The sequence below is a fragment of the Ruegeria sp. AP7 genome (assembly GCF_056539905.1).
Genome location: NZ_JBQFVT010000007.1, coordinates 171767 through 194695 on the forward strand (window position 1 = coordinate 171767; position 22929 = coordinate 194695).

The 22929-nt window shown below is 55.3% G+C and carries 20 protein-coding genes and 1 tRNA gene; 8 read left to right on the forward strand and 13 right to left on the reverse strand.

Going from position 1 to position 22929, the window contains the following annotated elements:
• Positions 1–137 precede the first annotated feature (137 nt).
• The 10 genes from ACR0KN_RS14445 to ACR0KN_RS14490 all read right to left on the reverse strand — a co-directional run bounded on the left by ACR0KN_RS14445 (position 138) and on the right by ACR0KN_RS14490 (position 10269).
• Positions 138–527 (reverse strand): VOC family protein, encoded by a 390-nt coding sequence (locus tag ACR0KN_RS14445; RefSeq protein WP_170476921.1) that lies wholly within the window; start codon positions 525–527, stop codon positions 138–140.
• A complete protein-coding gene (locus ACR0KN_RS14450) occupies positions 524–838 on the reverse strand; it encodes an ArsR/SmtB family transcription factor (RefSeq protein ID WP_170543638.1) in 315 nt (104 codons plus the stop codon). The genes ACR0KN_RS14445 and ACR0KN_RS14450 overlap by 4 nt, the downstream gene beginning before the upstream one ends.
• A gap of 165 nt (positions 839–1003) precedes the next feature.
• Positions 1004–2224: an aminopeptidase P family protein gene (locus tag ACR0KN_RS14455; RefSeq protein WP_480654492.1), complete on the reverse strand. Its 1221-nt coding sequence runs from the start codon at positions 2222–2224 to the stop codon at positions 1004–1006.
• Positions 2225–2384: 160 nt separating this feature from the next.
• Positions 2385–3596 (reverse strand): ABC transporter permease, encoded by a 1212-nt coding sequence (locus ACR0KN_RS14460; RefSeq protein ID WP_010442568.1) that lies wholly within the window; start codon positions 3594–3596, stop codon positions 2385–2387.
• Positions 3597–3601: 5 nt separating this feature from the next.
• The gene (locus ACR0KN_RS14465; RefSeq protein WP_170476917.1) at positions 3602–4876 is read right to left on the reverse strand and encodes an ABC transporter permease; all 1275 of its coding nucleotides are present in this window, start codon (positions 4874–4876) and stop codon (positions 3602–3604) included.
• Positions 4877–4946: 70 nt separating this feature from the next.
• Positions 4947–6038: an extracellular solute-binding protein gene (locus tag ACR0KN_RS14470; RefSeq protein WP_170476914.1), complete on the reverse strand. Its 1092-nt coding sequence runs from the start codon at positions 6036–6038 to the stop codon at positions 4947–4949.
• A gap of 102 nt (positions 6039–6140) precedes the next feature.
• Positions 6141–7241: an ABC transporter ATP-binding protein gene (locus ACR0KN_RS14475; protein ID WP_010442565.1), complete on the reverse strand. Its 1101-nt coding sequence runs from the start codon at positions 7239–7241 to the stop codon at positions 6141–6143.
• 132 nt (positions 7242–7373) lie between these two features.
• Positions 7374–8087 carry an aspartate racemase/maleate isomerase family protein gene (locus tag ACR0KN_RS14480; protein WP_170476910.1) on the reverse strand — a complete coding sequence of 238 codons (714 nt, stop codon included), beginning with the start codon at positions 8085–8087 and terminating at the stop codon, positions 7374–7376.
• The gene (locus ACR0KN_RS14485; RefSeq protein WP_480654496.1) at positions 8084–9229 is read right to left on the reverse strand and encodes a M24 family metallopeptidase; all 1146 of its coding nucleotides are present in this window, start codon (positions 9227–9229) and stop codon (positions 8084–8086) included. Before ACR0KN_RS14485 ends, ACR0KN_RS14480 begins: the two co-directional genes overlap by 4 nt.
• The gene (locus tag ACR0KN_RS14490) at positions 9226–10269 is read right to left on the reverse strand and encodes a pyridoxal-phosphate dependent enzyme (RefSeq protein ID WP_480654498.1); all 1044 of its coding nucleotides are present in this window, start codon (positions 10267–10269) and stop codon (positions 9226–9228) included. Before ACR0KN_RS14490 ends, ACR0KN_RS14485 begins: the two co-directional genes overlap by 4 nt.
• Positions 10270–10484: 215 nt before the next feature.
• Here ACR0KN_RS14490 and ACR0KN_RS14495 point away from each other — a divergent pair.
• Positions 10485–10570 (forward strand) — tRNA-Leu (locus tag ACR0KN_RS14495).
• Between the two features lie 8 nt (positions 10571–10578).
• On the opposite strand, the gene ACR0KN_RS14500 is transcribed toward ACR0KN_RS14495, so the two are convergent.
• Entirely contained in the window at positions 10579–11076 is a 498-nt protein-coding gene (locus ACR0KN_RS14500; RefSeq protein ID WP_010442561.1) for a hypothetical protein, read from the reverse strand.
• A complete protein-coding gene (locus ACR0KN_RS14505; RefSeq protein ID WP_480654500.1) occupies positions 11069–12016 on the reverse strand; it encodes a helix-turn-helix transcriptional regulator in 948 nt (315 codons plus the stop codon). Before ACR0KN_RS14505 ends, ACR0KN_RS14500 begins: the two co-directional genes overlap by 8 nt.
• A gap of 426 nt (positions 12017–12442) precedes the next feature.
• Between ACR0KN_RS14505 and ACR0KN_RS14510 the strand changes: the two genes are divergently transcribed.
• From ACR0KN_RS14510 to ACR0KN_RS14535, 6 genes are all read left to right on the forward strand, one after another.
• The gene (locus tag ACR0KN_RS14510) at positions 12443–14857 is read left to right on the forward strand and encodes a hypothetical protein (RefSeq protein WP_480654502.1); all 2415 of its coding nucleotides are present in this window, start codon (positions 12443–12445) and stop codon (positions 14855–14857) included.
• A 131-nt stretch (positions 14858–14988) separates the two neighbouring features.
• Positions 14989–16932 (forward strand): type I secretion protein, encoded by a 1944-nt coding sequence (locus ACR0KN_RS14515; RefSeq protein WP_480654504.1) that lies wholly within the window; start codon positions 14989–14991, stop codon positions 16930–16932.
• 36 nt (positions 16933–16968) lie between these two features.
• Positions 16969–19260 (forward strand): type I secretion system permease/ATPase, encoded by a 2292-nt coding sequence (locus ACR0KN_RS14520; protein WP_170476895.1) that lies wholly within the window; start codon positions 16969–16971, stop codon positions 19258–19260.
• Between the two features lie 3 nt (positions 19261–19263).
• The gene (locus tag ACR0KN_RS14525; protein WP_480654506.1) at positions 19264–20604 is read left to right on the forward strand and encodes an HlyD family type I secretion periplasmic adaptor subunit; all 1341 of its coding nucleotides are present in this window, start codon (positions 19264–19266) and stop codon (positions 20602–20604) included.
• A gap of 72 nt (positions 20605–20676) precedes the next feature.
• Complete coding sequence (locus ACR0KN_RS14530) at positions 20677–21069, forward strand: rhodanese-like domain-containing protein (RefSeq protein WP_480654508.1); 393 nt, start codon at positions 20677–20679, stop codon at positions 21067–21069.
• A gap of 85 nt (positions 21070–21154) precedes the next feature.
• Positions 21155–21340, forward strand: coding sequence for a hypothetical protein (locus ACR0KN_RS14535; RefSeq protein ID WP_480654510.1), 186 nt, complete (start codon positions 21155–21157; stop codon positions 21338–21340).
• On the opposite strand, the gene ACR0KN_RS14540 is transcribed toward ACR0KN_RS14535, so the two are convergent.
• Entirely contained in the window at positions 21341–22099 is a 759-nt protein-coding gene (locus ACR0KN_RS14540) for an alpha/beta fold hydrolase (RefSeq protein ID WP_480654522.1), read from the reverse strand. It abuts the gene before it with no gap.
• Between the two features lie 89 nt (positions 22100–22188).
• Here ACR0KN_RS14540 and ACR0KN_RS14545 point away from each other — a divergent pair, with 89 nt between their 5' ends.
• Entirely contained in the window at positions 22189–22563 is a 375-nt protein-coding gene (locus tag ACR0KN_RS14545) for a hypothetical protein (protein WP_010442552.1), read from the forward strand.
• The last annotated feature ends 366 nt before the right edge of the window (positions 22564–22929 follow it).

A 22929-nucleotide genomic window follows, 5' to 3' on the forward strand; every position in this document is an offset into this window, starting at 1 on the left:
CGCTTCGAACAGAAGCTCCCGAAGGCTTCTTCGGGAGCTAACTATGTTGAATGTCCGCAGCGCTGTGCTTTGCCACCGATGATACGGGCTCAACAAATGCCCAGTTCATGGATTGATGGATATCTTATGCTTGCCGTTCAAACATGTAGTTCAACCAATTGGATAAGGTTTCCGCAGGTGTCATCAAATACAGCCATGGTCGCACCGCCAGCCTTCACAGGAGGTTGTGTGAACTCGACACCTTTAGATTCCAGTTTGGCAACTTCTGCATCGATATCTTCAACGCTGAACGCTGAAACGGGAATGCCGTCAGCCATAAGTGCTTCCTGATAGGCGCGCGTAGCAGGATGTGCATTCGGTTCAAGGCCCAACTCCACCCCATCTGAATCGTCGTCGGAGACCAATGTCAGCCAACGATATTCTCCGAGGGGAATATCATGCTTCACAACAAACCCAAGTTTGTTGGTGTAGAAATCGAGAGCCTTGGACTGATCATCAACAGCGATGCTTTTCATATACATTTTCATCTAGTGTCTCCTTGAGAATATAGTTCCACCCAGGGGTTGATTGCATCCGAAATTGGCGCTGATACAAGCGTGTGAATCTTGGTGCGCCCTCGCCAGGTCGTGGCGATGAGACCAGCCTGCTCCAAAGTGTTCAGATGTCTTGTGATGCCTTGTCTGGATATTGTGACTGAATGCTCTTCGAACAGTCTTGCGCAGAGCTCGAAAAGCGTCTGGTGCTCTCGTTTTCTCAACTCATCAAGGATCAACAAGCGCGTTGTGTCACCGAGGGCGCTGAAAAGAATGCTTAGCTGCGGGTCGAATTGAACGCTCATGCCGCATAATGCAACAAAATTGTTGCATGTCAAATCGAACCTGCGTTCGTGAAAATTGCAGCATTGTTTAAGTTCGGCTCGGAGCGAACAATGCGCTTCGAGCCTTTTTGTCGTTTGTCTGCGCTATTTTAGGTAATGGGCTGCTATTGCACCCCACCTGTTTATTTACGCGCCGATGATGTTGTGGCCGGGGCCGTAGGGGAAACCGGTGATGTTTTCGGCCCCGTCCTCACCGACCACGAGGATATCGTGTTCACGATATCCGCCTGCGCCGGGCTGACCTTCGGGAATCCAAAGCATCGGCTCGATTGAAACAACCATGCCGGGCTCCAGCACCGTGTCGATATCCTCGCGCAGTTCCAGACCGGCCTCGCGCCCGTAGTAATGGCTGAGGATGCCGAAGGAATGGCCGTAACCGAACGAGCGGTACTGCAGCAGGCCCTCATCTGCGAAGAAACGGTTGATCTCAGCGGTGATGCCCGAGCATGTCGCGCCGGGTTTGATCAGGCTTAGGCCCAGCTCATGCGCGGCTACATTGGCTTTCCACAGGCGCAGGCTGTCTGCATCGGGTTCACCGAGGAACAAGGTGCGCTCCAGCGCGGTGTAGTAGCCCGAGATCATCGGGAAGGTGTTCAGCGACAGTATATCGCCCTTTTGCAGCGCGCGTTTGGTCACTGGGTTGTGGGCACCGTCGGTGTTGAGGCCGGACTGGAACCAAACCCAAGTATCGCGATACTCGGCGTCCGGGTAGGCGCGGGCGATTTCCTCTTCCATCGCGTCGCGACCGGCCATGGCGATCTCGATCTCGGTCGCGCCTTCGCGGATGGCCGCATGGATGGCAGCCCCGCCGACGTCAGCGGTACGCGCGCCGCCTTTGATCAACTCGATCTCTTCTGCGGATTTCACCATGCGGGCAAACATCGTGTCAGGCGCGATGTCGATCAGTTCCGGCTGACCCAGCATGTCCAGCGCCGTGTTGCGCGCCGCCAAAGTCATGTGGTCGCCTTCGATACCAATTCGCTTGGCCCCGCCGATCAGGTTGGCCACTGCACGCCAGTAATTGTCGCGCTTCCAGTCGGTATAAATGACATTGTCTTCGACCGAGCGCCGCCACGGCTGGCCCGCGTCAATATTGGCCGAAACGGTGGTGCAGGCATCTTGTGTCACCACGCAGCCGTAAGGGCGACCAAAGGAACAGTACAGAAAGCCAGAATAATAGGCGATGTTCTGCATCGATGTCAGCAGGACTGCAGGGATGTCATGCTTGGCCATGATGGTGCGCAGTTTGCCAAGGCGGCGGTCGTATTCGCCCTTGCTGAATGGAAGGGGGGCTTTGTCGCCATTGTGGCAAGTGAAGAATTCGGGGCGTTTTGTTGTGTCTGTCATCACAAGGTCTCTCATCTTTGCCGGGCGGCAAACCCGGCCACTTGTCCCGGCGTTCAGGACAGGCGGTCTCGGGTTCCGAGAGCCGATCATCCCAGTGTGTCCGCGACGCCATCGCGGCTGGGATGAACGGGTGAATCGTTAGATCACGCGCGGGCCTGCGTCAAGACGGGGAAAGCCCCCGCAGACGCTCGGACCGGCGGCGCAGCAATTCAACTGTGGTCAACAGCGCGATCGAGATCACAACAAGGATTGTCGCCACAGCCAGAATGGTCGGACTGATCTGTTCACGCAGGCCGGTGAACATCTGCCAGGGCAGGGTCTTCTGGCTGGCCGAGCCGACAAACAGCACCACAACCACCTCGTCAAACGAGGTAATGAAGGCAAACAAACCGCCCGAGATCACGCCCGGCAGGATCAAGGGCATTTGGATCTTGAAGAACGTCCGCACCGGACCCGCGCCCATATTCGCCGCCGCCCGCGTCAGTGAACGGTCGAAACCGACCAGCGTCGCGGTCACGGTGATAATCACGAATGGAATTCCCAGAACGGCGTGGGCAAGGATAACTTTCACATAGCCAACGAAGTTCTTGTTCATGCCCAGCGTGCCCTCCATGAAGCGACCGATATCACTGTAAAAGAAGAACATGCCGGTGGCCGAGATGATCAGTGGCACGATCATGGGTGAGATCAGAATGCCCATGATGGCGCGGCGGCCGGGAACATGGCTCTGGCTGAGGCCAATGGCTGCCAGCGTACCTAGCGAGACCGAGATGATTGTCGCAATCGGGGCGATGATCAGCGAGTTCTTGAAGCTGCGCTGCCATTCATTGTTGGTAAAGAAGTCGCGATAATGCTTCAGCGAATACCCTTCGGGGTCCAGACGCAACATTTCCGGCGTGAAGGTAAAGAAGTCCTGCGCGTTGAACGACAGCGGCAGCACCACGAGAATCGGGGTGATCAGGAAGACAAAAATCGCACCGCAGATCACCCGGAACAGGTAGTGATAGAACACTTGTTTCGGAGTCAGGTACGGCAACAATTTCTGACGATAACGGCCTTCGTACAGCCAATAGATAAACCAGACGAAGAACCATCCGCCCAGCAGGCCAAGAACGCCACCCATCGCGCCAGAGAACAGAAAACCGATAATGCCAAAGCCCAGAATGTTAATCCAGCGGGCCAATTTCTCATTCTTGAGGACCGTGATGTAGATCCAGGCCACGGCTGCGATCAGAGCAGCCCCACCTATTATGCCGAGCAGTATCGACCCATTGCCCGCGCCGACAAAGATACCGGCGAAGGCTCCAGCCAGCGCGACGCTGGGTAGGACCATTGAAAGTGGTTTGCGGGATATCGGAGTAAGTGCGGCCATGTCGATTATCCCAGTTTCACGTTATCAATGCCGACGATCTTGTCGTAGCACCAGTAGAGCAGCATAACGACCGCCAGAAGGATCGTCCCCAGTGCCGCTGCCAATCCCCAGTTCAGCGAGGACGAGATGTGGTAAGCGATCCGGTTCGAGATGAAGACACCCTTGGTGCCGCCGACGATTTCGGGCGTGATATAGTAGCCAATCGCCAGAATGAACACGAGGATCGAGCCCGCGCCGATGCCCGGAATGGATTGCGGGAAATAGATGCGCCAGAAGGTCGTCCAGTTGGTTGCGCCCATGGATTTTGCAGCACGGGTATAATAGGGCGGAATGGTCTGCATCACCGAATACATCGGCAGGATCATGAAAGGCAGCAGGATATGCGTCATCGCAATTATCGTGCCGAATTGGTTGTTGATTATCACTAGTCGCGCGTCATCAGCCACCAGCCCAAGCCAGACCAACGTTTCGTTGATCACGCCTTGTTGCTGCAGCATCACCTTCCAGGCTGAGGTCCGTACCAGCAGCGAAGTCCAAAAGGGGAGCAGGACAAGGATCATCAGCAGGTTCGAAACCCGCATCGGGAGTGTCGCCAGCAAATAGCTAACTGGGTATGCCAGCAGGATACAGGCTCCGGTAATCACCAGCGACATGAAAAGTGTTCTGCCGAACAGCTTGATCAGGATTTGCTTGTCTTCGGGTTGAGACTGCGCCCCTTCAGGCGTGCGGCGCATGTCGACCGCGTTGAGGAAATAACCGTTGGTGACAGCAGGAGAGTGCGTCTTGATCACCGCCCAGGTCTGCGGTTCGCCCCAACCGTCATGAACCTCAATCACCTGGTCCTTGAATGGGCCATCGGTTTCGGGGTCCATCTTGCCTAGCTTCCGGCCTGAGCGGCGGAACATCGAAGACATGCCTGTCTCTTCGTAGTTCAAACGCGAGCCCAATCGGGTATGTGTCTTGTTGTCTACGGCCACGACCATGTCTCGGACGAACGCATCATATACTGCCTCGTCCGGCAGTTCGCCGCTGGTCTCATCCCAGTTCTTCAGTGCCTCAACCGTAAGAGGCAGCGTTTCCTGCACGATGCTATTTTCAACCGAACGGAATAGCATCGAAGCAATCGGCACGATGAACGAGAACAAAACAAACAGCAGCAAAGGGGCCACCAGCATCAATGCGCGCAGCTTTTGCCGCCGCAAAGAACGTGCAAGCGATTGCTTGAGCGGTGTTCCGTCCGCTGCCAGCATAGGTCCGGCGTTTTGGCTAGCGTCAGTCATCGGTGCCCCTTGGGTTTTCTTTGGTCCGGGGGCGGCGCACCGCCCCCGACTGTGTCAGGAAATTAGCCGCTTATTGCGCCAACCACGCCTGGAATTTGGCGTCGATGTCGTCGCGGTAGTCCGCCCAGAACTCGTAGTTATACAGGAACGTGTTCTTCGCGTTTTCCGGATCGGTTGGCATGTGCGGTGCCATGTCGATGCCCAGTTCGGCGTGCTGACCCACCAGCGGTGCCGACGAAGCACGGGCCGGACCGTACGAGATGTACTTGGCCTGATCAGCCAGACGCTGAGTGTCGGTCGCGAACATGATGTAGTCCAGCGCGCGCTGCTTACGCTCATCGCTTAGGCCAGCAGGAATGATCCAGCCGTCCAGATCGAATACTTGTGCGTCCCACAGCATCGCTACGGGCTGCTTCTGCTCTTCGATCACGCTGAACAGGCGGCCGTTATAGGTCGAACCCATGACGACTTCACCATCAGCCAGCAACTGCGGTGTATCCGCACCGGCAGACCACCAGACTACGTTGTCCTTGATAGTGCCCAGCTTGGCCAGCGCTTGCTCCTGACCTTCCGGAGTTGCGAGCACGTCATAGACGTCATCCTTGGCGACGCCATCGCAGAGCAGGGCCCATTCCATGTTGTTGATCGGACGCTTTTCTAGCGAACGCTTGCCCGGGTAGTTTTCAAGATCGAACACAGCGCAGATATCGCTGGGCGGGTTGTCCCCTACCAGATCGGTACGATAGCCGAATGTGGTCGAATAAACGATCTGAGGAATAAAGCAGTCGCTGACAAGCAGGTCGCCGAAGTCGTCCGCAGCCGAGGTGCCATCGGGTGCCGGGGCCAGCATGGTGTCAGGGTCGATTTCCATCGCCAGACCTTCGTCGCATAGACGGATGGCGTCCGCTGCAACCACGTCAACCACGTCCCAGGTGATGTTACCCGCTTCGTTCATCGCGCGCAGTTTGGCAACCGCTTCGGCTGAACTGTCATCGTTCAGGATAGTGACGCCGGTTTTTTCCGAATAGGGCTCGTGATAAGCCTTCAGCTGCGATTTGGAATAGGCTCCGCCCCAAGAAACGATTGTCATCTCTTCGGCAGACACCCCGCCAGCCGCTGTCGCCAGCGCTGCTGCGGTCAGCAGTGTTTTGGTTGGTTTCATGTGTTACTCCCAGTACTTCCCGTTTATCATAGTGTCAGCTGACGCACGGGTTTTCGCCAGCCGGTCCCTCGGTGAAACCGCGCTTGTGCCGCGCGGTTTGGTCTATGCGTCGAGCGCACGACAATCCTTGGCCAACCAGCCGATATCGATCTCTTGACCGGGCTGAAGGCGAACGGCATCGGGGGCGTTGCGCGTCTTGACGATGAACTCGTCATTCCCGGCCACCGACATGCGGAAGCGGAACACGTCACCCATATAGATGAACTCTTTGACTGTGGCCTTTAGCGTATGTGCGTCTGCATGCAGTCGGTCTTTGTTGAATTCCACACGTTCGGGCCGAATCGAGACCTTGGTCCGTTCACCCGGATTGTGCACGTTGATCGGAACTGCATCGATTTCCGAACCGTCATCCAACTGCACAAGACAAGTGTCACCGTCTATCGATTTAACAACGCCTTCTAGCGTATTGTTTTCACCGATAAATTGCGCAACGAAGCTGTTTTCGGGCTCTTCGTATAGTTGATCTGGTGGCGCCAGCTGTTGAATGCGGCCATCGTCAAACACCGCCACGCGGTCGGACATGGTCAGGGCCTCGGTCTGGTCATGGGTCACGTAAACGGTTGTGATACCCAACTCATGCGCCAGACGGGTAATTTCGAACTGCATATGCTCACGCAGTTGCTTGTCGAGCGCACCCAGCGGTTCATCCATCAGAACCAATTCGGGCTCGAACACCAGTGCTCGGGCCAGGGCGATCCGCTGTTGCTGACCACCAGAAAGCTGGGCTGGACGGCGGCCGCCAAAGGCGCCCATTTGGACCATATCCAGAGCCCGTTTGACTTTCTCTTCCCGTTCAGACTTGCCAAGCTTGCGAACCTCAAGTGGGAACGAGAGGTTCTCGGCTACGGTCATGTGCGGAAACAAAGCATAGTTCTGGAACACCATCCCGATACCGCGTTTGTGCGGCGGAATGTTGTTGATAGGTTTCCCATCCAGAAGAATTTCGCCATGTGTGGCGGTTTCGAATCCGGCAAGCATCATCAAGCAGGTTGTTTTGCCTGAACCGGACGGCCCGAGCATAGTCAGGAATTCGCCCTTTGGCAGTGCCAGGTTGAGATCTTTAACGACGAGATTCTCGCCGTCATAAGACTTTTGCACGCGTTGAAATTCGACAAACGCAGCGTCGCTATTTGTGTCGGTCACAAGACCCCCTGTTGCGTCAATTGACTATCCGGTTGGTCCGGATTTCATTGATCTTCTCGTGTATTAAACCCGAGGCTAACAAATGGTCGCAAGCCCGTAAAGCAAATGGATTACTGATAACGCCGCTTTTGCCTAGTTTTGCGACATGTTCAGCTTCTTCATATGCCAGGCTAAGCTTTGATTGCTTGAAAGAACCGGTTTGCGGATCACCTTTTCGATCCGGGGAATCGCAGCAAGGGTTCGCAGGTTCGTACAGCTCAAGAACACCGCATCGACGGCTGAATCAGAGCCCAGACGGATTGCGGCTTCAACCACAGATTCGGTTGATATACGCACCACCTTGGCTTCTTCTGCCTCGCCAAAAGTGCCGAATACATCCATCGTGATTCCCTGATCCGCAAATGCGCGACGCAGCGGGGTGTTCACTTCTTCGATGTACGGGGAGAGCAGCGCAAACTTCGATACCCCTCGATCCTCGGCGCAAGCTGTCGCGGCGCGCAAAGGATTCGTTACCGTTTGAACATCACAGGTCTGCTTGACCATTTTCTCAACCTGATCCGACCCGATGACTGAGCTGGCGGACGTACAGCCATATCCCACAACCCGATAACGCCGTGCCTTGGGCAGCAAATCGGCCGCTGCTGGCAGGTCGGTTTCCATCTGCGCTAGAGTATCAGTGTTAACCTCATTCCCACTGGGTATGCGGCTGACATAGAGTGGGCTTTTGTCATTGGCGAAAATTGTACGAAACTCAGGCTCGATTGTCTCATCCGTCTGTAGCACGATCAGGCCCATTGGCACCGCTGAGGGATCATCCGCATCTAGGATATAGGGCAAGGTGCTCATAGCTCAGGGATCTCCGGTCCGATGCGCGGGCTTAGGAATTCAGGCGCGCCCTCGGTGATTAGAATGTTTTCTTCATGAACGAGGATCTTGTTGTTCACTGCGATGCCTGGCTCCAGAGTTAACACCATCCCGGCCTCCAATTCTGTATGGTCATCAGGGATAAGCGAGGGCCATTCAGTCAGTGACATCCCCAACCCGTGGCCCAGCCGACCAGCATCCGTACCAACACCTCCGTCAGTCAAGATTGCATTCATGGCATGAAACAATTGCGACGCGGTGGTACCGGGACGAGCTTGTTCAAAGGCGGCGTCCGATGCTTCGATCAGCCGCGAATGCGCCGCACGAACGGGCGCGCTTGCCGGACCGACCGACCAGTTGCGATCATAATCACAGAAATATCCATCGCGTACGAGGCCTGTATCCAGCATCAGAACATCACCCGACCTAAGTGGCGTTTGACTGGCAGGGGAGATCACGTCTGTGTACCCGCCTTGCTCGGCACCGCCGGCCAGATAGGGAACCCAGTCCGCGCCTTCCTCAAGGCAAAGCATCTGAAAATATCGAAAAACCTGATCGAGCGGTGTACCGGCCGAGGCAATTTCCGGCACCCGTGCAAACGCGCGCGCGCTGATTTGACAGGCTGCTCGGATCTTGGCGACTTCGGCATCAGATTTCACCATGCGCAGCCCCCTTAGGATGCCATGGTCCCCGACAATTTTGCGCGCACCTATAGCTGATTGAAGGCGTCTTAAATCGGCCAGAGGCATGCGCAGATGGGTTTCATGCCCATCGGGGCAGCCGATTTCATCCCCCTCGGCCGTCAATTCGCTCAGCGTATCCGCCAACAAGGATACCCCGTCATCTATTAGGTCGGGTGCGCTCCAGGTGCGAATGTCATCAATCCAGGTCTGCGCCATAAGCGCGGCACCAATGGAGGGAATTACTGCAACCGGTTTACCGGTGGCAGGTACAATCAGAAACCAGGGTCGGGTCGGGCTTTCCCAGAACCGAGTGAGATAGCCGGTGAAGTATCGTAGTTCGGGCTCCGTTGTCAGCAAAAGGGCTGCAAGACCTGACTGCTGCATCCGCGTTTGAGCGCGCGCAACCCGAGCCTCGAACTCTACCGGAGCGAACCCAATCATGCCGGCTGCTCGGTCAACATGCACAGCACCTTTGCATCGGGGCCAATTTCCAAACCGGTGCGGCTGGCGTCGTTCAAGACAGCGGCAATTCCAGCGCCTCCCGAGGCACTGGTTTCCAACCCTGCCTCTGCCATGACAGGTAATTGGGCTGCTACGTCAGTGTCGCTGATGGTAAGAAATGCATCAGCATCCCGCGCAAGCCCATTCAAAGCAATAAGCGACGGTTCTTTGCAATCCAACCGACCCATGATGCTGTCTGGCCCATCTGCAAAAACGCAGTGCCCGGCCTCGATGCTGGCCTGAAGCGCGGGGGCGGACGTCGGCTCCACAACAATGATCTGTGGTTCGTCACCCCAAACCACGCGTGCATAGGCGGCAATAGCGCCAGCCATGCCTCCGACTCCGGCCTGCAGCAGAATATGGGTGGGCGCTTCGGGGCATTGCTCGGCTGCTTCGACAGCCATTTGTAGATACCCTTCCATCAAAAGATGTGGGAGTTCGGTGTACCCGTCCCAAGAACTATCCGAGAGCAGGGTCCATCCATTTTCTTGCGCGGCAAGGTTGGCGGCCACCATGCTTGCTGCGTAGTCCGCACCGGCCCGAACCACCTGTGCGTTTTGCGCGCGCAGACGCTCGGCAAAGCTCTCGGGAACGGTTTCCGCGATGTAAACCACCGCATCGGCCCCGAAGACACGAGCACCGGCGGCCATACTCATCCCGTGATTGCCCGCGCTTGCCGTGACATATGTACGCCCTTTGAGGGTGTCGCTGCCTGGTTTGTCCGAAGCCTCGTTCGCCTGGCAGGCAATAACATAAGCAGCGCCCAGAGCCTTGAACGATCCCAGACCCATGCGGGGCCGTTCATCTTTGACCCAGAGGCTTGCGACCGGTGCAATCGCTGATGCATCAACCAAGGGCGTTGGCTCAAAATCCGGGCAGAACGAACGGTGCCGCCCCAGTTGAACGGTTTCGACTGACGGGTAGGGGGCCTGATCCGCAAGCTTGGATCCGTTTCGAAACGGGTTGCTGATTATCTTCATTCTTCGCTCCCTGACCGGTTTATGCGCAGACGTGAACGAATTGCCCGAACCCTGTCAAGTAAAGCGTTTCCTTGAAACGTCCGATCCTGAATTTTGATCGCACCGACATTCGAATTTATGGATCAATCCATTGAGTATCTTTTCAATCGTTTTGGTTGCTTGTAAGAGATTGCCTAGGTCATCAGAGTGGTTTGAAATTGTCGCTCAGGTGATATGCGGGCGTGATGGAATGGTAGACATATCGGACTTAAAATCCGAAGGCCTTAGTGCCGTGTGGGTTCGAGTCCCACCGCCCGCACCAGTTGAGCTTCAGACCGGGAAACCCAGCCGGGATATCAGTTTCCAGATGTCTTTGTTCGCGTCCGAAAGCTGAGAGACGACATCCTCGATTTCTTTCATCGCTTTGTCATCCACCGTATCTTCCCGCCCTAATTTAATATCAGTTTTGCGATCCGCGATTCTCATCAGGATGGTCTTGGGATTTCCGCTTTCCTGATCAAAGGAGTAAATGCAGTGATTGTACTTATTCCGGATTGAGGACAAGCGAGACAATCGCTGGGTGTGTTCAAGGATCGGATCACGGATTTCAGGCGCGCGACCCTCCATCTTCGCAAGACGCTCGACCAGATCGATGCGGGCTCGCGTCGTGTTCAAAGTCAAGAAAATGATCACTGCTACATCTTTGTTGGCCTCGGTTAGCCCAGCAATAAGGTGGATCAGAAGGCTTTCGGTATTTGTCCACATGTAATTGAGGCGACCCACCAGAAGGATGAGCCGGTCAAATCGGGTTTCGAAAGCCTCATCCAACGGCTACGCTACGCGCTTCGTTCGGCGCGACCTCGAAATAGAAATGAGCGGCCTCGGTCCGGTTGCTCACATCGATTTTGCCCGAAACATTGTGCATGTGCAGTTTGACTGTATGTTCAGTAATGCCAAGCCTGGCCGCAATCGTTTTGTTGCTTTGGCCCTTGGAAACAAGCCTCAAAACTTGTTTTTCCCGGCGTGTAAGCTTTGCGTATTGCAGTAGTTTGTCGGGTGACCGAGTCCTAGTCGCAGGCTGTTTTTCGATTGGTACGTCCGCTGCGCCTGGCGATGCCGCCATAGTGTCGGCCAGAAAACAAGGCAGGTGCAGTTCCTCATGCATGAGAAGCCGCAATATCGCCCGCCACACATCCGGAGCGACGTTCATCGGCAGATATCCGATGTTGCCAAAACTCGTGCGGTCCCAGTGTTCGAACAATATCCGAGCGGGGCTTTTCTTGCGATATGCGAAGGCAAGGCAGCCGTTTTCGGCAACTTTTGCATAATCGGCGGGTCGCGCCAGCAGCTCATCCAGCATCATCTGATCCACCACGATTATTCGTTCGGCGGAACTCGGGACACTACTTTTGGCCAGCACGTCCTCCAGGTGATCAAAACGCTCTGCACGAACACCGAATTCAGTCTGAACACTTCTTAGGGTTTGGTCCGAATAGAACAGTTCTTTGCCGATAAATATTATCGAAAGCTCTTCGGGATATTCGATTTGACTACGGGCATCGTCTTGTAAGGAATAACTCACTGATCTTCCCTCACTAGTAAAAACGTCACCCTCTGAAGCCAAAAAATGCGGGCACAGGGTTAAGCGACGCGAGAAAACTTTTTTATTCAAATTACGTTTCATCATACCTGAAAGTACGGGTTTCAGCAACCAGAGGCAGTATTTAGGAGCCGCATTTCTAGAACCTTTGATCAGGTTCAATTCCATTCCAGATTGCCTAACCTGATGAAATGGCTTCGTTAATAATAACGTTCGATCTGCCGAGATTGTTTCCCCTTCGAATTGGCGTTGGAAGGGGCAATTTTTCCAATAAAGCACATTAATAATAAATAGTTAAAGAAACTAATACTTTCGACCAGCTATGCATGTCCGCTTATGACTGCAACCATGATGATGCTTTGATTTGTAAAGCGCACTTGAACCTGACGTGCCCATGGATTCGCGTATTTTGGCGAGACCCCCATGGTCACGGAATCGGCTAAGCCGAGAAAGGGGGGCTAACCAAACAGAAGACGATCACTGCCGCGCGAGTGTCCAGTTTGACACTCTGTGCGCGACGTTTGTTTTAACCGCGCCAGTAACCGCTTTGTAGATGAATGGCGGTCGGGCGCTTCCGTAAAAGTGGAATTTATTATGAGACGCCAGCCTAATCAAACGACAACCGTAACAACAGTTGATGAAGTCCAAATCGACGATCTGGACGCCGATTTTGATACTGATATCGCGGTAGACGAAGCAAATATCGAAGCGGACATCAACGCTCAACAACAGCAACAAGAGCAAGATGTTGATAATTCTGCGAACAATTCTGACTCACAGGACCAAGATCAATCACAACGCTCAAGAAATGATAATGACAACGATCAGGATCAGCGCCAAAACCAAAATCAGAACCAGCAAAACACCAACGGTGGAGAAGACAACAACGACAACGACAACTCGAACCACAACGAAGTAAATATCGACTTCGGTGGTGGTGAGTGGATCCCGCGCGATGATGACAAGGTTGATGTGGATGTTCGGGACATCGATGGTGATGTCGGTGACGTTATTACCGCTGGCGATGATGTAAATTACGACCCCGGCGATGACGTCAATATCGATATCGCGCTGGATGGGCCCGGAAACGACTTCTCATCAATCAACCAACAGTTCGCCAGCCTGGAGGACAATGACACCCTCTCAAACGCTACGGTTGGAAACTATGGTGACTTCCAGCAAAATGGGGACGCCAATGGTGGCACAGCCAATGCCGAAGACGGAATCGACGTAAATAACGACGGTGGCTCTTCTGGTGATGGCGGAATGAGCTACGGTGGTGAAGCTTATGGCGATACCAATGGCAGCCATGCGTTGGCCTTTGGCGGTCATTCAGGAAACGCCGATAGTGCTGCGACAGGTGGAGATGGTGCATCTTCAGGTAATGCCTATAACGCGAGCCTCGGTCTTGGCCATTCGAGTGCGAGCGCAGACGGTGACAGCACCGGCGGCGAAGGCGGCGCAGCAGACAGCGAGTCCAATGCCGACAACCAGGGTGAATCGAGCGCAGATAGTGACTCGACCGGTGGTAACGGTGGTAATGCCGGATCAATTGGTCTTGGTCTGGGTCTTGGCTTGTCCGGCGCGAACGCCGACGGCGATGCAGACGGTGGCGACAACACTTCGGGTGCATTAGCTGCTGGTCTTGGTCTAGCGGGAACCGATGCATCCAACGACGGTGCCGATGGTGGCGCTGGTGATGCCGATAACGATGGTTCGGCAGACAACTCCAGCGACGGAACCAACGAAGCCAACGAATCTTCTTCTGGAGGCAATATTGGTTTGGGTCTGGCTGGCGCTGGCGCGATGGGTTGGAACGATGCCGATGGCGGTAGCGGTTCCGGCGGCGAAGGCTCCGGTGGTGAAGGCTCAGGCGGCGAAGGCTCGGGCGGTGAAGGTTCCGGTGGCGAAGGCACCGGTGGCGAAGGCTCTGGTGGCAATGCCAACGGTGGCGCAGGCACCGGCGGAGATTCCGGTTCGGTAGAAGAAGCCTTCCCATTCCCGGTACTCCTAGTGGAAGAGGAAGATCCGGACGGAGACGAAGAAGCTGCAGCAGCTGGTAACTCGAACGGTACCGGCGGAGACGGTGGTACCGGTGGCGCAGGTACTGGCGGTACGGGTACTGGCGGTACGGGTACTGGCGGTACAGGTACTGGTGGTACGGGTACTGGCGGCCCGGGTGCTGGCGGTACAGGAACCGGTGGCGCAGGCGGCGGCTACGTTGACACGGATGCGGATGCGCAAGGTGTTGGTGACCAAGATGCTGCTGGCCCTGTAATCACGCAATCACCAGGTGATATCGACGGCTCGGCGGACAACGATCAGGATGTTGATGGTTCTGGTGGCAATGGTGGCACCAACACAAGCAACGGATCGGCAGACGCCAGCGGTGATGGTATGGCATCGGCTGAAGGTACTGGCGGGGCAGGTGGTACAGCCAACCCCGAGGCCAGCTCGGCCGGAAGCGGTGCTGGTTCTGCTGACGCAACCAACGAAGCCGGAAGCGGTGGCGACTCTGAAGCATGGGCCGATGCCGCCAATGATGGCTATGCCGAGAGCCTTGCCGAAGCGATTGCCGGATACGGTGGCGAGGCGTCGTCAGATAATGACGCAGACTCGATGGCTTCAGGTGATGCAACCGGTACCGCGACGTCTGGCGCCGGTGGTGCAGGCGGTGCTGCGGCATCGACCGGAGGAACCAGTGGTGATGTCATGGGCTCGTCGACTGGTGGTGCAACCACGGGTGCAACGAATACCGGTGGCGAAGCGTCTGGTGCCTACTCTGGCGCTGGCGGTGCTGGCGGTGACGGCGGTATGTGGGGCTCGGACAACGGTGGCGACGGTATCGTCAACGGTGAGTCTTATGCATCCGCAGCTGCGGTAGTTGACACATCTGCCTTCAACCAATCGATCGTCATGGGTGCCAACGTGCTTGGTAACTCGGTCGATACAACCATGGTTGGCGGTTCGATGACCTCGACTTATTCGAGCGACGACACCGAGGTCTAAGACCCTATTCGCGGGGACCGCATTATCGGTCCCCGTTCATTGAAACCGCTGAGGCCGCGTCGAGCGGCCTCGGCCCAACATATCCCGAACCGGAAATTTTTAGGCCGGTAAGGGCGTAAGGGATCATCGAAATGTCATTCGATAGTGTTACCGAAAAGATTGCACACTTTATTGGAACTTTTGATCTCACGATTGAAAAAGCCCGGCTGAGGGATCAGTACGAAGAGTTCACCGCCGTCAGACGCAAGGCGGAACTCGACGAACTGGAAGAGCCCGCAAAAATCCGGGTCAAAGCAGATCTTGAATTAGACCCGGGCAAATTTGGTCCGCTACCCTATGGGTTCAACACCCCCCCGGCCACTCCTGAACTTTCACCACTGGTTGACGGACCGGATATTCAAACGGCCATCACACTAGAGCCACCACTCACTGACGGTCCACCGTTGCCTGAGGCGACCACCGGCATCGGCGCAACGTTAATAATCGAACAGAAGCTTGAAATTGTCACCGAACTTATCGGTTCGGCAGTAACCTATACATTCCAGAACATTTTCCTACGCGACAATGATGTCGTGGGCGAAGGGGATTTTCGCGACGTCGACCAACTTATCGCCCAGGCAGAAGCAGCAGCGCAGGTTGCGGCCTCGATGCATGGGTTTGCCGTACCATCATTCTCGATCTCCGACTATCTGTCTATCGAGTATGTGGAGGCATTGGCCGCAGAGATGCTCGCACCGATCACTGTCGAAGTTGAAGGCGCGGTTGTTTATCAGTTCCACGGCGAAGACGCGATCGGTGTAATCGTCAATGGTGAGTATGTGAACGAAGCCCCGGTTTGGGATGACCTTTTGCCCGAACATCACAGGCCCGACGAAGAGGAAGAGGATGAAACGCCTGATGCGATGCCCGCGGAATGGGATCAGGATGAGGATTCCGAATTTGCCGATGGCCACACGGTGATTGCAGGCGGCAATCTTGCGATCAACGAAGTGAACGCAACTGTAGCGTGGGTCGACGCGCCCTACATCGCCGTGGGTGGTAAATCGATCGAGTTGGCCATGATCAGCCAAGTTGCTGTTGTATCGGACACGGACAAAGGCACGAATGGTGACTCGGGCACCAACGTGGTGCACTCTTCGACAATCGAGGTCGAAGGTAATTCCGCACCTTGGTTGATGCAGGGGGCAAACGACGACGCTCCGGCATTCATACATGTTGATTGGATCACCACTGACCTGATCGTCGCTAATTTTGTGAAGCAGAACATTGATGCGACAGATATCGATCACATTGATACCGAGATCAACGCGACGACGACGCTCTATGCACTGGGCGACAATGAGTTGGTGGATGTCACCAATATCCTCCAGCTTGGCAGCTACTACGATCTGATCATGATCGAAGGCGACATGATTACGGTCGATGCCTTTATTCAGACCCACGTCTTGATAGATGATGATGTGATCACGGGCGGCTTACCGGGCCCGATTGATGGATCGGATGAGAACCTCGTCATGAACGAAGTCGCGCTGACGAAAGAAGGCGAAGACACGCATCAAGAGATGCATAGCTCAATGGCCGAAGCGATGGCCTTTGGCGAAGACGACATGGCGTCCTTGGAAGAGGCGCTGATGAACGATCCAATGTTCGCCGGGATGGAGCAGATGCGTGTGCTCAAGGTCGACGGATCGCTGGTGCAGGTCAATGTCGCCGAGCAATCGACCATGCTTGCTGATCAGGATGACGTACATCTGCATGGCCCAAACGCCGATGAGACCGAAGTGCTTGCGGGCAGTAATGCGATGCTCAATGCCGCCCATGTCACCAAGGCGGGTGTGGATTCAGTCGTCATGGCTCAGGACGGGGCCTTTTCTGATCTATTGCTACATCAAGCAAGCCTGATTGATATGCCGACGAACGAGGACATCGCCGAGATGACTAATGAGGCGATCGCCGCCATTATGGAAGAGGCAGGTATGCCCGGTTATGAAGGCGGTATTGGCCCTCAGGGCAACGACCTCACGCCCAGCGAATTGGCGAATTCCTCTGATGGCCTGCAAACCATGCTGGCCTGATTTTCCCTGATTAACGAGTGACCGGAAGGTTAGTTTATGTCGATCGTTTTTTCGTCGCGCCGCACCCGTTTTGCTAGCCCATTGGACCGGCACGGAGGAGGGGGTCCGCTGACCCTCAAAACCCGTGATCGCGTGGCCAAGTCAAACGGGAATTCTTTGTCGAAAACAGAGGCACGATTGCGGTTGACCCCTGAAATGCGGATGCCTGAGCCTTGCGTTGGAACGGCAGCTGCAGAACCTGCGACGCACCCCAATGATCCAGAAGAATTGCCGCGTGCGGCGCAACAAACATACAGACCGACGCAGGCAGAAGCAGAGGCAGAGCAGCAGAATGCAAATTCAAAATCGTGCGCTGGCTCTCCCCTTCGGCGCACGCGGTCGCGGCCCAAAAAAGACAAGGATCCTGTGGGTGGCGACGCTGGGGTGGCCGATGCGGAAGCCCCTGATCGTGACGCCGCCGATCAATCGACTGCGCGCATGACCCCCTCTGTGCCGTCGGACGGCAAAAATCGCATGGGCACCACGATCGAGGCTAAGGCAAATGAACCGTTGATGCGCCTGGAAACGGGAGGCGGCGACGGGAACGGGCCACCCCAAACTTTTCACAAACGCACCCCGCCCGAAGATTTCCAGAAGACGCTGCGCACATCGCTGCGGGCAATTTGGCGTAATCTGGCTTTCGTGCTGGTTCTGACTTGCGCAACTAACGTTCTGATCCTTGCGATCCCAATTTACCTGTTTCAAATCAGTGACCGAGTTCTGACCAGCCGGTCGCTGGATACGCTTATCATGCTGACCGCTATCGTCGCCGGGGCGGTCATTTTTCAATCAGCCTTTGATGCGGTTAGGCGTTTCATGTTGATGCGCACAGCGGTGGAAGTGGCCGCGCGTCTTGGTGCTCCGGTTTTGAGTGCCGCTGCACACGCTTCTCTGCATGGTAATGGACGTGAATATCAGACCTTGGGTGATCTGCAGCAGGTGCGGGGCTTTCTGGTTTCTGGCACATTGATTTCGTTTCTCGATGTTCCGTTTGCGCCGCTCTTCATCCTGATGATCTTTCTGGTCCACCCGCAATTGGGGATGATTGTCGTGACGACGGCTCTTATCCTGATGGTGATCGCGCTGATCAACCAGAAGATGACGGCCAAGCCCTTTGCCAAGGCCAATCAGGCGCAATCTTTGGCCAACCAGCATTTGGATTCGATGTCGCGCAACAGTCAGATCATCAACGCGTTAGCGATGATCCCCGAGGCGGTGCGCATCTGGGGTCGTGACACAGCACAATCGCTGACCTGGCAGGTCAAAGCGCAGGACCGCAACGTCATCTTCGCTGCTATTTCCCGTGCCGTTCGCTTGCTGACACAAATCAGCATTTTGGGGTGGGGAGCCTTTTTGGCCCTGCAGGGAGAGATCACCGGAGGAATGGTAATCGCCGCTTCGATCATCGCGGGCCGGGCCTTCGCTCCGATTGAGGGATCGATTGAGGGCTGGAATACATTCCTGCTGACGCGAGGTGCTTTTGGCCGGATCAAGGCTCTGCTGTCGAGTTCGGCTCTGCAATACGAAAAATTACGCCTGCCGCGGCCCGAGGGACGGCTGGATGTAGAGCGTCTGCTCTATGTCCCGGGTGGAACCAAGAGTGTCGTTCTAAACGGGATTACCTTTGCACTGAACCCCGGGGAAACTTTGGCAGTCATCGGGAATTCAGGCGCGGGGAAAACGACGCTGGGCAAAACGCTGGTGGGTTCGATTCTTCCGACCTCGGGAAGCGTCCGGTTGGATCTGATGGATATCCGCAATTGGGATCCACGCCAGTTTGGCGAGAATATAGGCTATCTTCCGCAGGACGTGCAGCTGTTCCCAGGTACCATCAAGGACAACATCGGCCGGATGCGTGCGGACGCCACAGATGAGCAGATCCACGATGCCGCCGTTCTGGCAGACGTACACAACATGATCGCGACGCTGCCACAAGGTTATGAAACCGTGGTGGCCGCAGACGGTTCGCCCCTTTCTGGCGGGCAAAAGCAACGTATCGCTTTGGCACGGGCTTTCTTCGGAAACCCGCGACTGGTTGTTCTGGATGAACCGAACTCGAACCTCGATGTGGCGGGCGACAAGGCGCTGGCACGGGCGATTGAACAGGCCAAGGAAAGCAAGATCACCGTGGTCGTCATCACACAAAAACCAACGCTACTGAATGTGGTCGACAAGATCATGCTGCTGACTGACGGACGTGTGGCGCTGTTCGGGCAACGCGAACAGGTGCTGGAAAAACTCAACGGGCCGCGCCAGCAACCACCCGAAATTCAGGGCAAGGGGGATTAAGCGATGAACGAAGTGGCACGCACCGACGAATCCGGGCTTTGGTATGCCGAGGTTCCGCGCTCGATCACCAAGTTCATAGTGATTGGGTTAGCCATGCTGATCATCTGTTTTGGTGGCTTCGGCGTCTGGTCATTCCGCGCACCTCTGGCGGCTGCGGTCATCGCGCAAGGCAGCTTTGTCGCCACCGGTCGTAATAAAATCGTGCAGCACCTGGAAGGTGGGATCATCGAGAACATTCTGGTCGCGGAAGGAGAATCCGTTCAGGCCGGACAGATCATGATGACATTGGACCAGACCTCGGCCGAGGCCAATGAGCGCGAGTTGTTCATCCGCAAGATCCGCCTTCAAGCGATGACTGAGCGGCTTCTGGCCGAGCACAGCGAACAGGAAAACCTGGTGTTTTCGCCACCGCTGATCGAAGCGTCAGACGACGTTGAGGTCATGACGATCCTCGATAATCAGAAACTCAGCTTTGATGTTTCGCGCAAGACTTTACTGAACGACATCGCCCTGCTTCAGCGTAACATGGAGGCATTGAAAATCCGTGCCTCGGGGTTTGAGGCGCAGTTGACCAGCATGGAGCGCCGCTCGGACATATTGAAGGAAGAATATGACACCAAGCTTTCACTGTTTGAGAAAGGGCTTGTGCGCAAAGGCGATCTGAACACGATCCGCCGAGTACAGGCCGAGGCCGAGGGTCAATTGGCACGCCTCCGGGCAGAGACTGCCGAGGTTAATCAGATGTTGATGAAATACGAAGAACAGATTCTGCGGACACGATCAGCTTATCGTGAGGCCGCTCTGGACGAATTGGGCGTTATCGAAGCCGATCTGGAAAGTGTGCGCGAAAAGGCGCGCCAGGCCCGCAGTGTTCTTGACCGCGCTGTGGTGCGGGCGCCGGTCACAGGAACCGTCGTAAGGTTACACCATCACACGCCCGGTGGCGTTATTGAAACAGGCGAACAGATCGCCGAGATCTTACCCGCTGACGCGCCGTTGATTATCGAAGCGCAAATCCCGAGAACCGAGATCGACAGCGTCATAACTGGCCAGACTGCGACGGTTCGGCTCGTGGCCCTCAACCAGCGTACGACGCCTGTTCTGGAAGGTCAGGTGTTCTACGTTTCGGCCGACTCGCTTGTCGAAGATTCTGCTGGCATGCCGCAAGAGGTGTATCTGGCGCGCATCTCGTTGACCACCGATGAGATGAGCCGCGTACGAGGGTTTGTTCCCACGCCCGGAATGCCTGCCGAGATCATGATCCAAACCGAAGAGCGCACATTTGCCGCTTATATCGCCAAACCGGTTGTCGACAGTATGTCACGTGCCTTCAGGGAACATTGATTGCCTGAACCTCTACACCTTCAATTTTCTGCATGTTAGCCTTTGGCGGATCAACGAGCAGGAGAGACGAAGATGGCACAGACGGTCAAGGACATGATGCAAGCAGCGAACGCCGCGGTTGAGCGTATTGGTGCCAGCAAGGCGCAGGAATTGCTGGGACAGGGGGCATTGCTTTTGGATATTCGCGACGCACCAGAACTGGAACGTACCGGTCGCGCCGTTGGTTCGCACCATATCCCACGCGGAATGTTGGAATTTCGGGCTGATCCAGATTTGCCATCTCATGATCCTGAATTGCGCAAGGACAGGGTGATCATCCTGCATTGCGCGTCAGGAGGCCGGGCAGCGCTGGCAGGAAAACTGCTTAAGGATATGGGATTTTCTCATGTCTATAATCTGGGTGGGTACTCAGATTGGGTTGAGGGTGGCGGAGAAACCATCGGTCCGATGGATCGCGGAATGTAGCGACGATTTCTGACCCAAATCAATGCCATGAATATACTAGGGGTGTAATGTCTTGGCCAGAAACCAAACGACAGGACGACTGGCCATGATACGCCTTGCAGCCATGCTATATTCTCTGATCGCTACCGCAATTGCAGGTAGTGCTGTAATCGCCGTTCTGGCCGCCGGGATGGTCAGTTCGGTGGCGATCATTTCGGCGGCCGCTGCAGGTGCTGTTGTTGCCGCACCCGCGTCATGGCTCGTGGCCAAGCGTATCTATCAAGGTGCATGATCAGGCGTTCAGAAAGGTTCTGACGGCCGCTTCGAATTCACGAGGTTTCTCGGCGTGCAGCCAATGGCCTGCGCCGGGAATTTTGGCAAAGCGTGAAGCGGGAAACATCTGACGGATTTGGTCGCGATATTCGGGTAAGACATAATCCGATGCGGCACCAGAAAGAAAAAGAGACGGACCATCCCAATTGCCAGACCCCTCTGGGAAACCCATTATTTTGGGCATTTCATGAGCCAGAACATCAAGATTCAAACGCCATTTCTTGTTCTCGACATCCAGCGATTGCGTGAAGAAACTCTGAAGTGCTTTTTCAACTCCCTGATCCGCCAGCTGCGATTCAGCATCAGATCGTCGTTCAACATGTAACATATCAACAGCGCGCATCGCTTCAATATATTTGATCTGGCTATGTCCGTAGGAAACCGGAGCAATGTCGGCGACCACCAGTTTGCGAACCTTGTTTCCGTGCTTTAGGGCCAGGACCATCGCGGCCTTTCCGCCCATAGAATGCCCGACTACATCTGCGGCACCGCCTATGCTATCGATCACTTCGGCCAAATCCTGCGCCAATTCGGAGTATCCATGCTGATCATTCCAAAAGCTGTAGGCATGATTGCGCATATCGGCTGCGATCACCTGCCGCTCGTCTGACAAGCGCCGCGCAATCACACCCCAGTTTCGCGCCGAGCCATATAGGCCATGCGCAATCAACAAAGGAGGTTGGTCGGTCGGGTCGCCATGGATGATCGTGTTCAACATGGCTATGTGATACCTTCCACCACATGGAACAACCAGCCCCATTGTCGTCAGCATTGAGCGCGGTTAGATTGCCCCGTCAGGAGACGTGAATGTCGCAGGAATTCGATATACAGAGCCAAATCGCGCAGACCATCTTACTGCTGCGTAAAAAGCTTGGTGTGCGGGACAAAACCCTGACAGCATCGGTTCGCCGCGCGAGACGTAGATTGCCGCGTAAGGTCTATAAGCAGGCACTGGTGCTTGCGCAGGCCGAGAAGATGGCAGTTCATCCAAAGCTACGGCTGTTGCTGGATACACCCAAACTTGAGCAGGCCTCGGAGGATGTGCAAAGCCATCTGAATGCTATCAACCTTGCTGACCGGCGCTGGGGGTGGTTTCTAAGCTTTCTGGGGTCGCTTGCTTTGGGCTTGCTGGTTTTGACCGCCGTGTCGATCTTTATCCTCAGGTCGCGCGGCTTGATCTGATTCGCAATTCAGGCGCGATCGCGCAAATGCGAGGCTCATGCAGAGAGCCTCCGGTCGGCTAAAACCCAGATCAGACTTCACACCTCCGAGAACAATATTTTTGAAGCGTTTGAGGCTTGTATTGCCGCATCTGTTTATCTGATGTGCGCCAGCAGATTTTACCAACGACGCTGGATGCATCAGGCACCACTGATTTCTCACGTGTACGTCAATCTATATAGCAAAGCGGCGCCCTCAGGACGCCGCTTTTAATGATCAAAGTCCGGACTTTTCAGAGGTTCGGATAGATCGGAAACTTGGCGCAAAGCTCAGCGACTTCGGCTTTGACTTTTGCTTCGACTGCGGCATTGCCTTCTTCGCCATTGG

Coding starts and splice junctions, on each gene's coding strand:
- ACR0KN_RS14445 (WP_170476921.1), bottom strand. CDS start 527: ATGAAAATGTATATGAAAAGCATCGCTGTTGATGATCAGTCCAAGGCT.
- ACR0KN_RS14450 (WP_170543638.1), bottom strand. CDS start 838: ATGAGCGTTCAATTCGACCCGCAGCTAAGCATTCTTTTCAGCGCCCTC.
- ACR0KN_RS14455 (WP_480654492.1), bottom strand. CDS start 2,224: ATGACAGACACAACAAAACGCCCCGAATTCTTCACTTGCCACAATGGC.
- ACR0KN_RS14460 (WP_010442568.1), bottom strand. CDS start 3,596: ATGGCCGCACTTACTCCGATATCCCGCAAACCACTTTCAATGGTCCTA.
- ACR0KN_RS14465 (WP_170476917.1), bottom strand. CDS start 4,876: ATGACTGACGCTAGCCAAAACGCCGGACCTATGCTGGCAGCGGACGGA.
- ACR0KN_RS14470 (WP_170476914.1), bottom strand. CDS start 6,038: ATGAAACCAACCAAAACACTGCTGACCGCAGCAGCGCTGGCGACAGCG.
- ACR0KN_RS14480 (WP_170476910.1), bottom strand. CDS start 8,087: ATGAGCACCTTGCCCTATATCCTAGATGCGGATGATCCCTCAGCGGTG.
- ACR0KN_RS14485 (WP_480654496.1), bottom strand. CDS start 9,229: ATGATTGGGTTCGCTCCGGTAGAGTTCGAGGCTCGGGTTGCGCGCGCT.
- ACR0KN_RS14490 (WP_480654498.1), bottom strand. CDS start 10,269: ATGAAGATAATCAGCAACCCGTTTCGAAACGGATCCAAGCTTGCGGAT.
- ACR0KN_RS14505 (WP_480654500.1), bottom strand. CDS start 12,016: ATGGAATTGAACCTGATCAAAGGTTCTAGAAATGCGGCTCCTAAATAC.
- ACR0KN_RS14510 (WP_480654502.1), top strand. CDS start 12,443: ATGAGACGCCAGCCTAATCAAACGACAACCGTAACAACAGTTGATGAA.
- ACR0KN_RS14515 (WP_480654504.1), top strand. CDS start 14,989: ATGTCATTCGATAGTGTTACCGAAAAGATTGCACACTTTATTGGAACT.
- ACR0KN_RS14520 (WP_170476895.1), top strand. CDS start 16,969: ATGTCGATCGTTTTTTCGTCGCGCCGCACCCGTTTTGCTAGCCCATTG.
- ACR0KN_RS14525 (WP_480654506.1), top strand. CDS start 19,264: ATGAACGAAGTGGCACGCACCGACGAATCCGGGCTTTGGTATGCCGAG.
- ACR0KN_RS14530 (WP_480654508.1), top strand. CDS start 20,677: ATGGCACAGACGGTCAAGGACATGATGCAAGCAGCGAACGCCGCGGTT.
- ACR0KN_RS14535 (WP_480654510.1), top strand. CDS start 21,155: ATGATACGCCTTGCAGCCATGCTATATTCTCTGATCGCTACCGCAATT.
- ACR0KN_RS14540 (WP_480654522.1), bottom strand. CDS start 22,099: ATGTTGAACACGATCATCCATGGCGACCCGACCGACCAACCTCCTTTG.
- ACR0KN_RS14545 (WP_010442552.1), top strand. CDS start 22,189: ATGTCGCAGGAATTCGATATACAGAGCCAAATCGCGCAGACCATCTTA.